Raw genomic sequence first — 14,294 nt, 5'->3', positions numbered from 1 at the left:
CACTGGCTCTGATAAAGGACCGTCCGGCTATGCCGGGCGGTCCTTTTTCTTGCCTTGTTCCCTGTTCACCGGCAGTGGTGCGCCGTAGGCTGTGGTGCGTGTCGTCGTCGAACTCTTCCGTCCCTGTCGGGCTATCCGTCGAACGAATCCCCGTGCCTGTCCAGCTTGGCGACGATGCGTCGGAATTCCAAGCTTTCCATGGGCTGGACGTTGCCCACCAGCTGGAGCTCTGGGGCAACCGGGACCGTTGTCCCACGTTGGCCGAAGCGGCTGCCTTTTGGCGGGGGAGTGAGTACGAGGAGCGGCAGGTGTTCCTGGCGTATCTCGATGGCGCCGTGGTGGGCAGGGGAACGCTGACCCTGCCACTGAGCGAAAACACGACGACGGCGGGCGTGGACGTCCTGGTCGCGGCACCTTTCCGGCGGCGCGGGTTTGGATCCGCCATCCTTGGGGTCTTGGAGGAACTGGCACGCGGAAGGGACCGTATCTCCTTTGACGGGTACTGCGAGGAGCCACTCGGGCCGGCCACGGAGCGCGCCCGGTTGCTGGAGGCCAAGTCCGGCACCGGCGGTGTCCCGCGGGATTCCGCATCAACCCTGTTCGCCCTCCATCATGGGTTCTCGCTGGAACAGGTGGAAACCAACAGCACGCTGGCTTTCCCTGTGGGGGAGAAGATTCTGCGGGACCTCGAGGCTGAGGCTACGCAGCGGGCTGCCGGGTACAGCGTCATCGCCTGGCAGGACCGGTGCCCGGACCATCTGGTGGACGTCTTCGCACGCCTCAAGAGCCTCATGAGCACGGAAGTGCCTATCGCCGGGTTGGGCTGGGAGGGCGAGGACTGGGATGCCGCCCGGGTACGCCAGGAAGAATCCACATGGAAGTCGGGCGGTGTTGACCCGGTGGTGGCGGTTGCCCGCCACGACGCCACAGGTGAGCTGGCTGCCTACACGGTCCTGACCCATCGCCCCGCCCTGCCTGCCGTGATCTACCAGGAGGACACGTTGGTGGCTCCTGGACACCGCGGTCACCGCTTGGGGATGCTGGTCAAGATCGCCAATCTTCGTCGCGCAAAGGAGCTCTGGCCCGACGCCACGTCGGTGATGACATGGAACGCCAATGAAAACCGGCATATGCTGGCCATTAATATCGCCCTGGGATTCAAGCCCTCCGGCTTTGAAGGCGAATGGCAGAAACGGCTGGGATGACTGTAGACGAGGCAAAGACCGTTCACGTCGAGCAGCTGTGGGTGCCTGACACCCTGGACAGCCCCGACGCCGCTGATTTCCTGGATGCTGTGGAAGTAGGCCGACGGGTACGCATGGAGACCTGGGGGAGCGACGACCTCGCTTATACCCCCCTGGAGAAGCTGCTGGAGTTCTCCGATCCCTATGAGCGCCAGATCATCCTGGTGGCCAAGGTGGATGGCGCCATAGTGGGTACCGTGGATATTGCCTTGCCCTTGGCCGACAACATGGACCTGGCCGAATTCACCTTGGATATCCTGCCTGAGTATCAAAGCCAGGGCGTCGGGCGGCAATTGCTTGAAGCCGCCGAACAACTGGCGAGGGCAGAGGGCAGGACCATGATCCTGGTGGACACCAACCATCCTGCAACATCTCTGACTGAGGTCCCCGAGGACCAGCTGATCCCTGGAAGTGGTGCGGGCTTTATTCCCGTGAGCAGCAGGGAAGTGGATTTTGCCAAACGTGCCGGCTACACCCTGCAGCACATTGAGCAGTTCAGCTCCTGCGTCCTGCCCCTCGATTCCAAACTGGTGGGCGACCTGCAGGTGGAGGCCGAGGAAGCCAACGGTGGCCGCTATGTATTGCACCACTGGACGGACCGCTGCCCTGAACCGTGGCTTGAAGCCGTGGCGGCGTTGGAAAATGCTGCCGGCGAGGTGGTCCGCGATGAGGGTGAAGAAGACGCCCCCGAGGTCGAGGCAAGCGGCATGGTGTTCGATCCCGTCGTACTCCGCGACACCGAAGACGCCGCCTTGGCGCAGGGCCGGCGCACGGTGGTCACCGCCGTCGAGCATGGTGAGAGCGGACGCTTGGTGGGCCTGACCACCATCAGCGTCCTGGCGCACCGCCAGGACGTGGTTTTCCAAGACGACACCTTGGTCCTCCAGGAACACCGGGGCAACAAGCTGGGCCTGCTGATCAAGGTGGCCAACATGGAACGGCTCAGCGAGCAGTTCCCTGATGCCCGGGTGATCTACACATGGAACGCGCCCGAGAACCGCTACCTCCTCACAGTGAACAAGCAGTTGGGGTTTACGACGGCGGGCGTCACCGGACTCTGGCAGAAGGAACTTCCCGGACGGGGCAAGGACACGACGTTGTCGGACTAGTCCGCCGTCGATTTGGTTTGGGGAACACTCTCCCGTAACCTTGAATTACCAAAGACCGTCGGTTGATGGGAATCCACTCTTTCGAGCGAAGCTCAATTCTGCAGCTACGCCCTTGAGGCTAAAGTGAATTCCTTGACGAAGGACCCTGAACATAGGGCGGCCGGCGCAGGTGAACGAAGCAAGTCTCCACAGATTCAGTCTGTGTTGAGCCAAGCCCCGTGCATCTGCGCGGGGCGTTTTTTCGTTTTAGCTCTCGTGAGCGGGGACCCGGAAGACCGGCTTTATTCCCCGGAAGGAGGGTTATGACAACGCCTAGCAAGATCTCCGCAGTTGCAGAGATCACCAACGATTTCAAGGAATCGAACGCGGCTGTCCTGACCGAATACCGCGGGCTCACTGTTGCACAGCTCAAGGAACTGCGTGTTGCGCTCGGCCAGGACACCAAGTTCTCGGTCGTCAAGAACACCCTGAGTGCCATTGCAGCCAAGGAAGCTGGAGTTGAAGCATTCAACGATCAGCTCGCCGGCCCTACTGCAATCGCCTTCATCAAGGGTGACGCTGTTGCTGCTGCCAAGAGCCTGACGGACTTTGCCAAGGCCAACAAGCAGCTGGTTATCAAGACCGGCGTCTTCGAAGGCAAGGCATTGGACGCAGCAGGAGTTGCCGCACTGGCAGCCCTCGAGTCCCGCGAACTGCAGCTTGCACGCGTTGCTGGTGTCCTCAAGGCTCCCGCATCCGCTGCTGCTCGCATCATCGACGCCCTGCGCCTCAAGCTTGAAGAAGAGGGCGGCGCATCTGCACCGGCCGCTGAAGAAGCTCCGGCTGAAGAGGCTGCTGTTGAGGCTGCCGCTGAAGAGGTTGCGGCTCCGGCCGAAGCCGCTGAAGCTGCAACCGAAGAGAACTAAGTTCTCCCCCCAATCAAACTCCGGTGCATGGAGCGGCCTGGTCCGCATCTGCACCAACTAATGGAAGGACGCCACCATGGCGAAGCTCAGCAACGAAGAGCTCATTGAAGCTTTCAAGGAACTGACCATCATCGAGCTCTCCGAGTTCGTCAAGCTCTTCGAAGAGACCTTCGAAGTTACGGCTGCTGCTGTTGCAGTTGCCGGCCCCGCTGCCGGCGGTGCTGCTGAAGCTGCTGAAGAGAAGACTGAATTCGACGTCGTTCTCGAAGCTGCTGGCGACAAGAAGATCGCAGTGATCAAGGAAGTTCGCGCCATCACCTCCCTCGGCCTCAAGGAAGCCAAGGACCTGGTTGACAGCGCACCGAAGGCTGTTCTCGAAGGCGCCACCAAGGAAGCTGCCGAGAAGGCCAAGGCTCAGCTCGAAGAAGCTGGCGCAACAGTTACCCTCAAGTAACTCGTCTTGCTTGTGGAAGCCCCGCCCGGTTCGCCGGGCGGGGCTTCCTGCGTTTAACCGAACCCATGTAGGTCGCAGTTGAGGTCGTTCTGAGCTGTCAGAACGACCTCAACTGTCACCTAGTTGGGTTCGCTGATGTCCGCTACTACTGCGCCAAGTGCGGCGGTGAGGGCGTCCGCGTCCACGAACGCGCTCCGGCCGTGGGCACCTGCGCCCATGGAGATGCGACGCCCGGTGATGGTGGCGTCGGCGTACACGGGCCAGGGCGTGGTGCTGCCCAACGGCGTAATGGTTCCCCGCTCGTATCCAGTGGCGGCCAAGGCGACGTCGGCGTGGGGGAGCGAGAGCTTGTTGACACCCACCAGTGCCCGCAGTTTCGGCCACGAGATCTGGCGGTCCCCGGGAATCAGTGCGAACAGGAAGCTGCCATCGCGGTGCTTGACCACCAACGACTTCACAGTGTCCGCAGGGCTGATGCCCAGGATCCCGGCAGCTTCTTCGAGGCTGCGCGCTGCGGGACGCTCGACGACGTCAACGTCCAGTCCGCGGGCGGCGGCGTCGGACAGGAACCTCTCAGCACCGTCCGTCATATGTTCATTCACGTCGTTTCCACCAGTCCTCGTTCGAAAGCCAGTCCAGGTTTCTCCATCAGTCGCGGTACAGGAGGAGGGCTTCGCCCTGGCCGCCACCGCCGCACAGCGACACTGCGGCCTTGCCTGTTCCCCTGCGTTTGAGCTCATGGGCTGCATGCAGCGCGAGCCGTGCGCCGGATGCCCCGATGGGGTGGCCCAAGGCAATGGCGCCGCCATGGATGTTGCACTTCTCCAGCGGATAACGCAGGTCCTTGAGGGATTGGACCGCCACGGAGCCGAACGCTTCATTGATTTCAATGAAGTCCAGATCTTCCGCCGTCCAGCCGGCCCGCTTCAGCGCTTGGGCAATGGCGTTGGACGGCTGGGAGTGCAGTGAGTTATCCGGGCCGGCAACCTGGCCGGGTTTTCCCACAACGGCCAGGTAATCCAGGCCGTTGTCTTCGGCGAAGCGGCGGCTGGCCAGCACCAGTGCGGAGGCGCCGTCGGACAGCGGAGAGGAGTTCCCGGCCGTAATGGTGCCGTCTGTAGCGAACGCGGCCTTGAGCGGCGCCAGGGTTTCCACTGTCGTGTTGGGGCGGACGCCTTCATCCGTACTGAGGAGCAGCGGATCGCCCTTACGCTGCTTGACTCTCACCGGAGCAATTTCGACGTCGAACGTTCCGTCCGCGATGGCGGCAGCGGCACGCTGGTGGGAAGCAGCAGCAACCTCGTCCTGTGCCTTGCGGTCGATGCCGAGGGTGAGGTTCTTGGTTTCTGTGGACAAGCCCATGGACTGTCCGTCGAAGGCGTCAGTGAGTCCGTCGTGGGCGGCTACGTCCAAGGCCTGGATGGCACCGTAGGTCCAGCCCTGCCGGGAGCCGGGCAGGAGGTGCGGAGCGCGGGTCATGGATTCCTGGCCGCCGGCCACCACTACGGTGGCGTCACCGCTGCGGATCATCCGTGCGGCATCAATGACGGCAGTGAGCCCGGAGAGGCACACCTTGTTGATGGTCAGGGCAGGGATGTTCCAGCCAACGCCTGCGGCAATAGCGCTCTGGCGGGCCGGGTTCTGGCCGGCTCCGGCCTGGAGCACCTGCCCCATGATCACGGCGTCCACCTGTTCGGCTTTCACACCGCTGGCGGCCAGGGCCGCGGTGATGGCATGTGCACCAAGGTCGACGGCGGTGAAGCCCGCCAGTTGCCCGTTGAGCCGACCCTGTGGGGTGCGGGAAGCGGCAAGGATGACAACGTCATTGTCGTCAGCGGAGTTGGTCATGGTCTCTCTTCCGATCCGGGAGTGGTGGTGCAAGGCTATCGCGGGGCGTGCGCCAGCCTACCCTTTCAACGGTTGTGCCTCCCGCTGCATTCCATCTCTTCACACGAGCCCGCGGCTTAGGTGCCTGCAGCAACGGTGCTTGCAATCACGGACGATCTGGGGTAGACAGGAAGGCTGCTTTGCCGTATTGTAGATATTTGCGTCTTCCCTGTTAACCTTCAGCCTTCATATAGCGGTGGGCTTTACCTCTCAGCTGCGCCATTGACGTGCCGTTCCTTAACGTGCATAGCCAAGGAGTGGACTGGGTCCGGGTCATATAGCGGAACCGGAATAAGTATCCTGCGGAGCACTCTGCGGGATGCAAACGGGGGAGATCTGAAAACGCCTGAAGGTCTGTGGAAGGATCCCTCTTGGTCGCCTCGAGCACCTCTAATAACGAAACCGCTAACACGGCAAGCACCGATGGTGCCACCCGCCGCCTCTCATTCGCAAAGATTCATGAACCGCTTGATGTTCCGAATCTTCTCGCCCTGCAGACGGACAGCTTTGACTGGCTCGTCGGAAACGAACGCTGGCAGGCGCGGGTAGCGAAGGCTGTCGAGGAGGGCGACCTCAGCGTCGCCACCTCCTCCGGACTTGCCGACATCTTCGAAGAGATCTCCCCCATCGAGGACTTCCAGGGCACTATGTCCCTGAGCTTCTCCGAGCCGGAGTTCGCTGACCCGAAGTACACCATGGCCGAATGCAAAGACCGTGACGCCACCTACTCGGCACCTTTGTACGTCAAGGCCGAGTTCATGAACAACAACACGGGCGAAATCAAGCAGCAGACCGTGTTCATGGGCGACTTCCCCCTCATGACTGAAAAGGGAACGTTCGTCGTCAACGGCACCGAGCGTGTTGTTGTCTCCCAGTTGGTCCGTTCGCCGGGCGCCTACTTCGAGCGCACCGCTGACAAGACCAGTGACAAGGACATCTTCACTGCGAAGATCATCCCGTCCCGTGGTGCATGGTTCGAACTCGAAATCGACAAGCGCGACCAGGTCGGCGTTCGCCTCGACCGCAAGCGCAAGCAGTCGGTCACGGTTCTCCTGAAGGCCCTCGGCTGGACCGAAGGCCAGATCCTGGAAGAGTTCGGCCAGTACGACTCCATGCGTGCAACGCTGGAGAAGGACGCCACCGAGACCCGCGAAGACGCGCTTCTGGACATCTACCGCAAGCTGCGCCCGGGCGAGCCGCCCACAGTCGAGGCTGCCCAGTCCCTGCTGGACAACCTGTACTTCAACGCCAAGCGCTACGATCTTGCCAAGGTTGGCCGTTACAAGATCAACCGCAAGCTCGGCATCGACCGCTCCCTTGGTGACAAGGAAGCGTCGGTCCTGCACGTTGAAGACATCGTTGCCATGATCAAGTTCCTCGTCGCTCTCCACGCCGGCGAGAAGACCCTCATGGGCAAGCGCGACGGCGAAGACCACGAGCTCCGCGTCGACGTCGACGACATCGACCACTTCGGCAACCGTCGCATCCGCGCCGTGGGCGAACTGATCGAGAACCAGGTCCGCACCGGTCTGTCCCGTATGGAACGCGTCGTCCGCGAACGCATGACCACGCAGGACGTCGAGGCCATCACGCCGCAGACGCTGATCAACATCCGTCCCGTTGTTGCAGCCATCAAGGAGTTCTTCGGAACTTCCCAGCTGTCGCAGTTCATGGACCAGAACAACCCGCTGTCGGGTCTGACCCACAAGCGCCGCCTGTCGGCACTTGGCCCGGGTGGTCTGTCCCGTGACCGTGCAGGCATGGAAGTTCGAGACGTTCACCCGTCCCACTACGGACGTATGTGCCCCATCGAAACCCCTGAAGGCCCGAACATTGGTCTGATCGGTTCGCTGGCATCCTACGGCCGTATCAACCCGTTCGGCTTCATTGAGACGCCGTACCGTTTGGTCTCCGAAGGCGTCGTTTCCGACGAGGTCCAGTACCTGACGGCCGACGACGAAGCTGAGGTCCTGATTGCACAGGCCAATGCTCCGCTGGATGCTGACAAGAAGTTCTCTGAAGAGACCGTCCTTGTCCGTGCCCGTGGTGGTGGAGGCGAGCCGGTTCTGGTTCCCGCTGCCGAGGTTCAGTTCATGGACGTTTCCCCGCGCCAGATGGTGTCCGTGGCAACTGCCCTGATCCCGTTCCTTGAGCATGACGATGCCAACCGTGCACTCATGGGTGCCAACATGCAGCGCCAGGCCGTGCCGCTGGTCCGTTCCGAGGCTCCTTTCGTGGGCACCGGCATGGAGCGCGCAGCAGCCGTCGACGCCGGTGACGTTGTCATCGCGAAGAAGGCAGGTGTGGTCACCGAGGTTTCCGCCGAGCTGGTTGTCATGATCAACGACGACGGGACTGAGACCAACTACCGCATCAACAAGTTCGCCCGTTCCAACCAGGGCAACTGCTACAACCACCGTGTTCTGGTCAACGAAGGCCAGCGCCTGGAAGTTGGCGGCATCATCGCTGACGGTCCCGCAACGGACCAGGGTGAACTGGCCCTCGGTAAGAACCTCCTCGTGGCATTCATGTCATGGGAAGGCCACAACTTCGAGGACGCCATCATCCTGTCGCAGCGCATTGTTGCTGAGGATGTCCTTTCCTCCATCCACATCGAGGAGCACGAAATTGATGCCCGCGACACCAAGCTTGGTGCCGAGGAAATCACGCGTGACATCCCCAACGTGTCCGAGGAAGTCCTTGCAGGCCTGGACGAGCGTGGCATCATCCACATTGGTGCCGAGGTTGAAGCCGGCGACATCCTGGTTGGAAAGGTCACCCCTAAGGGTGAAACCGAACTGACCCCGGAAGAGCGCCTTCTCCGCGCCATCTTCGGTGAGAAGTCCCGCGAAGTCCGCGACACCTCCCTGAAGGTGCCCCACGGCGAGTCCGGTACGGTCATCGGCGTGCGCGTCTTCGACCGCGACAACGACGACGAACTGCCCCCGGGCGTGAACCAGCTGGTCCGCGTCTACGTTGCAGCCAAGCGTAAGATCACCGACGGCGACAAGCTCGCCGGCCGTCACGGCAACAAGGGTGTTATCTCCAAGATCCTCCCGATCGAGGACATGCCCTTCCTTGCAGACGGTACCCCGGTGGACATCGTCCTGAACCCGCTTGGTGTTCCGGGTCGAATGAACGTTGGACAGGTCCTGGAAACCCACCTCGGTTGGGTTGCCAAGACCGGTTGGAAGATCGAAGGCGAGCCGGAGTGGGTCAAGAACCTGCCCAACCTGCCCCGTGAAACCGGCCAGACCACCGTTGCCACTCCGGTGTTCGATGGCGCCCGTGAAGAAGAAATCACTGGTCTGCTTGACTCCACCAACGTGACCCGCGACGGCGACCGCCTGATCGATTCCTCCGGCAAGACCCGTCTGTTCGACGGCCGCTCCGGCGAGCCGTTCCCGGACCCGATCTCCGTCGGTTACATGTACATCCTGAAGCTCCACCACCTGGTGGACGACAAGATCCACGCGCGCTCCACCGGCCCGTACTCCATGATCACGCAGCAGCCGCTGGGTGGTAAGGCTCAGTTCGGTGGCCAGCGCTTCGGTGAAATGGAAGTGTGGGCGCTCGAAGCTTACGGTGCTGCCTACACGCTTCAGGAACTCCTCACGATCAAGTCGGATGACATCCATGGTCGTGTGAAGGTCTACGAAGCCATCGTCAAGGGCGAGAACATCCCTGAGCCTGGCGTTCCCGAGTCCTTCAAGGTCTTGATCAAGGAAATGCAGTCGTTGTGCCTGAACGTGGAAGTTCTTTCCACGGACGGAACCACGATCGAAATGCGTGACTCTGATGACGCAGTCTTCACGGCTGCGGAAGAACTGGGCATCGATCTGTCTCGTGCAGAGCCCAGTTCCGTAGAAGAGGTCTAGCAGCTGTTCCGGCGGGCAGCCTCAACAACTGTCCGTCGGAACAGCTCCCTCTTCCCGTAACCAAGACTTCAGAATTTAGAGAACAAGAGAGAACAGGGACCCTATGTCCAGCGAATCCTCCTTCGGCCTCATGCAGATCGGCCTCGCCACCGCGGAAGACATCCGCGGATGGTCTTACGGTGAGGTCAAGAAGCCGGAAACCATTAACTACCGCACGCTCAAGCCCGAGAAGGACGGCCTCTTCTGCGAGAAGATCTTCGGCCCTTCCCGTGACTGGGAATGCTACTGCGGCAAGTACAAGCGCGTCCGCTTCAAGGGCATCATTTGCGAGCGTTGTGGCGTCGAAGTCACCCGCGCCAAGGTGCGTCGTGAGCGCATGGGCCACATCGAGCTGGCCGCGCCTGTAACGCACATCTGGTACTTCAAGGGCGTCCCCTCGCGCTTGGGCTACCTTCTGGACCTGGCACCGAAGGACCTTGAGAAGGTCATTTACTTCGCTGCCTACATGATCACCAGCGTTGACACCGAAAGCCGTCACGCCGAACTGCCGAACCTCCAGGTTGAGCACGACCTCGAGAAGAAGCAGATGGTGGACAACCGCGACAGTGACATCGCCACGATCGCCCGCGACCTTGAAGACGAGCTTGCCCGTCTTGAGGGTGAAGGCGCCAAGGCTGCCGACAAGAAGAAGGCCCGCGACTCTGCAGACCGCCAGATGGCGAACGTCCGCAAGCGTGCCGACGCCGACATCGAGCGCCTCGAGCAGGTCTGGGACCGCTTCAAGAACCTCAAGGTCGCTGACCTTGAAGGCGACGAAGGCCTGTACCGCGAACTGCGCGACCGTTACGGTCTGTACTTCGAGGGCTCCATGGGTGCCGAAGCCATCAAGAAGCGTCTTGAGACCTTCGATATGCAGGCTGAGGCTGAGTCACTGCGCGACACCATCCAGAACGGCAAGGGCCAGCGCAAGACGCGTGCCCTGAAGCGCCTGAAGGTCGTCAACGCATTCCTGACCACCAACAACAGCCCGCTTGGCATGGTTCTCGACGCCGTCCCGGTGATCCCGCCGGAACTGCGCCCGATGGTCCAGCTGGACGGTGGCCGCTTCGCGACCTCCGACCTCAACGACCTCTACCGTCGTGTGATCAACCGCAACAACCGACTCAAGCGCCTGCTTGACCTCGGCGCTCCGGAGATCATCGTCAACAACGAGAAGCGCATGCTTCAGGAAGCTGTTGACAGCCTCTTCGACAACGGTCGTCGTGGCCGTCCCGTCACGGGTCCGGGCAACCGTCCGCTGAAGTCCCTGAGCGACATGCTCAAGGGCAAGCAGGGTCGTTTCCGCCAGAACCTCCTCGGCAAGCGCGTTGACTACTCCGGCCGTTCGGTCATCGTTGTTGGCCCGCAGCTGAAGCTGCACCAGTGTGGTCTGCCCAAGCAGATGGCCCTGGAGCTCTTCAAGCCGTTCGTGATGAAGCGCCTGGTTGACCTCAACCACGCCCAGAACATCAAGTCGGCAAAGCGCATGGTTGAGCGTTACCGTCCGCAGGTCTGGGACGTGCTGGAAGAGATCATCACCGAACACCCGGTGCTGCTCAACCGTGCACCTACCCTGCACCGCCTCGGCATCCAGGCCTTCGAACCGCAGCTTGTGGAAGGCAAGGCAATCCAGCTTCACCCGCTGGTTTGTGGCGCCTTCAACGCTGACTTCGACGGCGACCAGATGGCAGTCCACCTGCCGCTGAGCCCGGAAGCCCAGGCCGAAGCCCGCATCCTGATGCTGTCCTCGAACAACATCCTGAAGCCGTCCGATGGCCGTCCGGTGACCCTGCCTTCGCAGGATATGATCATCGGCCTGTACCACCTGACCACCAAGCGCGTCGGTTCTGCCGGCGAAGGCCGCATCTTCTCCTCGGTTTCGGAAGCCATCATGGCGTACGACGCCCGTGATCTGCACCTGAACTCCCAGGTCAAGATCCGCCTGGATGACTTTGTGCCTTACGCAGGCTGGGAAGCTCCGGAAGGTTGGGAGGCCGGTCAGCCGGCTCTCGTTGAAACCTCCCTGGGCCAGGTCATCTTCAACCAGACGCTGCCTGAGGACTACCCCTGGGTTGAGGCTGTTGCGGACAAGGGCGAACTGTCCCGGATCGTCAACGACCTCGCAGAGCGCTACCCGAAGGTAGTCACGGCGGCAACGCTGGACAACTTGAAGGACGCCGGCTTCTACTGGGCCACCCGCTCGGGTGTCACGGTTGCCATCTCCGACATCGAGGTGCCTACCTCCAAGCCTGCCATCCTGGCCGGTTACGAGGCTATGGCTGCCAAGATCCAGGGCCAGTACGACAAGGGCCTGATCGACGACGACGAGCGTCGCCAGGAACTGATCGAAATCTGGAACAAGGCCACCAACGAAATCGCCCAGGCGATGCGTGACAGCCTTTCCCCGATGAACACCATCAACCGCATGGTGTCCTCCGGTGCACGTGGTAACTGGATGCAGGTCCGCCAGATCGCGGGTATCCGTGGTCTTGTGGCCAACCCGAAGGGTGAGATCATTCCTCGCCCGATCAAGTCCTCCTACCGCGAGGGCCTGTCGGTGCTGGAATACTTCATCGCCACGCACGGTGCCCGTAAGGGTCTGGCCGATACCGCTCTCCGTACCGCCAACTCGGGTTACCTGACCCGTCGTCTGGTGGACGTTTCGCAGGACGTCATCGTCCGCGAAGAGGACTGTGGTACCGAGCGCGGTCTGCTCACGCCGATCGCCGTGCCGGATTCCAACGGTGAGCTCGTCCTGGACGAGAACGTCGAGAACAGCGCCTACGCACGTACGCTGGCTGTCGACGTCGTCGACGCCCAGGGCAACGTCCTGGCTGCCGGCGGCACCGACTGCGGCGACGTCGTCATCGACCAGCTGCTGGCTGCAGGCATCACCGAGGTCAAGGTCCGCTCCGTACTCACCTGTGAGTCCAAGGTCGGCACCTGTGCTCTTTGCTACGGCCGTTCGCTGGCCACTGGCAAGACCGTTGACATCGGCGAGGCCGTGGGCATTATTGCCGCACAGTCCATCGGTGAGCCCGGTACCCAGCTGACCATGCGTACGTTCCACACCGGTGGTGCTGTTTCCGCCGGCGGTGGCGACGACATCACCCAGGGTCTGCCCCGTATCCAGGAGCTCTTCGAAGCCCGTACTCCGAAGGGTGTCGCACCGATTGCTGAAGCAGCCGGCCGCATCACCATCGAAGAGTCCGAGCGCCAGATGCGCTTGGTCATCACTCCGGACGATGGTTCCGAAGAGATTGCCTACCCGGTACTGCGCCGTTCACGTCTCCTCATTGAGGATGGCGAGCACGTCAGCGTCGGCCAGAAGCTGATCAACGGTCCGGTGGACCCGAAGCAGGTTCTGCGCATCATGGGTCCGCGTGCTGCACAGAAGTTCCTTGTGGACGAAGTACAGGGCGTTTACCGCAGCCAGGGTATTGGTATCCACGACAAGCACGTCGAGGTTATCGTCCGCCAGATGCTGCGCCGCGTGACCGTCATCGAATCCGGCGACTCCGACCTGCTCCCCGGTGAGCTTGCAGAGCGCGCCCGCTTCGAGGACGAGAACCGCCGCGTCGTGTCCGAGGGCAAGTCCCCGGCTTCGGGCCGTCCGGAACTCATGGGTATCACCAAGGCTTCCTTGGCTACCGAGTCCTGGCTGTCGGCAGCTTCCTTCCAGGAAACCACCCGCGTCCTGACGCAGGCGGCCATGGAAGGCAAGAGCGATCCTCTGCTCGGCCTCAAGGAAAACGTCATCATCGGTAAGCTCATCCCGGCTGGTACGGGTCTGCCCCGCTACACAGAGGTCACTGTGGAGCCGACGGAAGAAGCAAAGGCAAGCCTGTTCACGGGCCCCAGCGCTTTCACCGACTTCTCCTATGACGCACTGGGTGGCGACGGCGCTCCCGAGTTCCACGCCATCCCGCTGGATGACTACGACCTCGGCAACGACTTCCGCTGATCCGTTGTTCTCGCGCCGTCATCGCTGAGTTGACGCCGTAAAGGTCCGGCCCCGTACTCCATGAGTGCGGGGCCGGACCCGTTAACGGCGCCGGCTTTTTCGCGCGGCCAGGCGGGGGAGTGGAGGAAACGGCGGCAGCCGGGTTGCGCCGTCGTCCTCCATACACCCGATTAAGGCCCTAGATCAAGCCGTGCTAGACTTTTGGTAATTGTTCTGTGTGGCAGTGGATGAAGGCCGCCGCAGCATCATTTTGGTTTTGTTCTCATGGTGCTGGGTGGAGCCTGTTTCCGGGTTGCGGGCAACATGCGCAACGAATGCCGCACTTTTGCACGCCTACCGGAGTTTCGGCCGGCTGCACGAGCAACGCCAAAGTTCCCACGTTTACCCAGGCTGGCGCCTGTGTGTGGGGGCAGAGATCAAACAACGGAGAACACGAAAGTGCCTACGATTAACCAGCTGGTCCGCAAGGGCCGCACGCCGAAGGTCTCCAAGACCAAGGCTCCCGCGCTGAAGGGCAGCCCGATGCGCCGCGGTGTTTGCACCCGCGTTTACACCACCACCCCCAGGAAGCCGAACTCGGCTCTCCGTAAGGTGGCACGTGTGCGTCTCAACGGTGGCGTAGAAGTAACCGCCTACATCCCCGGTGTTGGCCACAACCTCCAGGAGCACTCCATCGTGCTCGTCCGTGGTGGTCGTGTGAAGGACCTTCCGGGTGTCCGCTACAAGATCGTCCGCGGCGCACTCGACACCCAGGGTGTCAAGAACCGCAAGCAGGCTCGCAGCCGTTACGGCGCAAAGATGGAGAAGAAGTAAT

The 14,294-nt window shown here is 61.8% G+C and carries 9 protein-coding genes; 7 read left to right on the top strand and 2 right to left on the bottom strand.

The window, feature by feature from the left end; genetic code table 11:
- Positions 1 to 98: 98 nt before the first annotated feature.
- The 4 genes from CGK93_RS16895 to rplL all read left to right on the top strand — a co-directional run bounded on the left by CGK93_RS16895 (position 99) and on the right by rplL (position 3,712).
- Positions 99 to 1,205, top strand: coding sequence for a GNAT family N-acetyltransferase (locus CGK93_RS16895; protein WP_089595810.1), 1,107 nt, complete (start codon positions 99 to 101; stop codon positions 1,203 to 1,205).
- Positions 1,184 to 2,353: a GNAT family N-acetyltransferase gene (locus tag CGK93_RS16890; protein WP_089595809.1), complete on the top strand. Its 1,170-nt coding sequence runs from the start codon at positions 1,184 to 1,186 to the stop codon at positions 2,351 to 2,353. Before CGK93_RS16895 ends, CGK93_RS16890 begins: the two co-directional genes overlap by 22 nt.
- A 302-nt stretch (positions 2,354 to 2,655) precedes the next feature.
- Entirely contained in the window at positions 2,656 to 3,258 is a 603-nt protein-coding gene (gene rplJ / locus CGK93_RS16885) for a 50S ribosomal protein L10 (RefSeq protein WP_089595808.1), read from the top strand.
- Between the two features lie 76 nt (positions 3,259 to 3,334).
- Positions 3,335 to 3,712 (top strand): 50S ribosomal protein L7/L12, encoded by a 378-nt coding sequence (rplL, locus tag CGK93_RS16880; protein WP_011775604.1) that lies wholly within the window; start codon positions 3,335 to 3,337, stop codon positions 3,710 to 3,712.
- Positions 3,713 to 3,831: 119 nt separating this feature from the next.
- On the opposite strand, the gene CGK93_RS16875 is transcribed toward rplL, so the two are convergent.
- Together CGK93_RS16875 and CGK93_RS16870 are read right to left on the bottom strand one after the other, a co-directional pair.
- A complete protein-coding gene (locus CGK93_RS16875; RefSeq protein ID WP_089595807.1) occupies positions 3,832 to 4,302 on the bottom strand; it encodes an aminoacyl-tRNA deacylase in 471 nt (156 codons plus the stop codon).
- Between the two features lie 58 nt (positions 4,303 to 4,360).
- Complete coding sequence (locus tag CGK93_RS16870) at positions 4,361 to 5,560, bottom strand: acetyl-CoA C-acetyltransferase (RefSeq protein ID WP_089595806.1); 1,200 nt, start codon at positions 5,558 to 5,560, stop codon at positions 4,361 to 4,363.
- Positions 5,561 to 5,970: 410 nt separating this feature from the next.
- Here CGK93_RS16870 and rpoB point away from each other — a divergent pair, with 410 nt between their 5' ends.
- The 3 genes from rpoB (at position 5,971) to rpsL (ending at position 14,293) form a co-directional block, all read left to right on the top strand.
- Positions 5,971 to 9,477 carry a DNA-directed RNA polymerase subunit beta gene (gene rpoB / locus CGK93_RS16865; protein ID WP_089597540.1) on the top strand — a complete coding sequence of 1,169 codons (3,507 nt, stop codon included), beginning with the start codon at positions 5,971 to 5,973 and terminating at the stop codon, positions 9,475 to 9,477.
- Positions 9,478 to 9,580: 103 nt separating this feature from the next.
- Entirely contained in the window at positions 9,581 to 13,480 is a 3,900-nt protein-coding gene (locus tag CGK93_RS16860; RefSeq protein WP_089595805.1) for a DNA-directed RNA polymerase subunit beta', read from the top strand.
- A gap of 438 nt (positions 13,481 to 13,918) precedes the next feature.
- A complete protein-coding gene (gene rpsL / locus CGK93_RS16855; protein ID WP_089595804.1) occupies positions 13,919 to 14,293 on the top strand; it encodes a 30S ribosomal protein S12 in 375 nt (124 codons plus the stop codon).
- The last annotated feature ends 1 nt before the right edge of the window (position 14,294 follow it).

The organism is Arthrobacter sp. YN, assembly GCF_002224285.1.
In the GTDB taxonomy this organism is placed as follows: domain Bacteria; phylum Actinomycetota; class Actinomycetes; order Actinomycetales; family Micrococcaceae; genus Arthrobacter.
The sequence above is the reverse complement of the archived record's forward strand: the minus strand, read 5'-3'. Positions and strand labels throughout refer to the sequence as shown.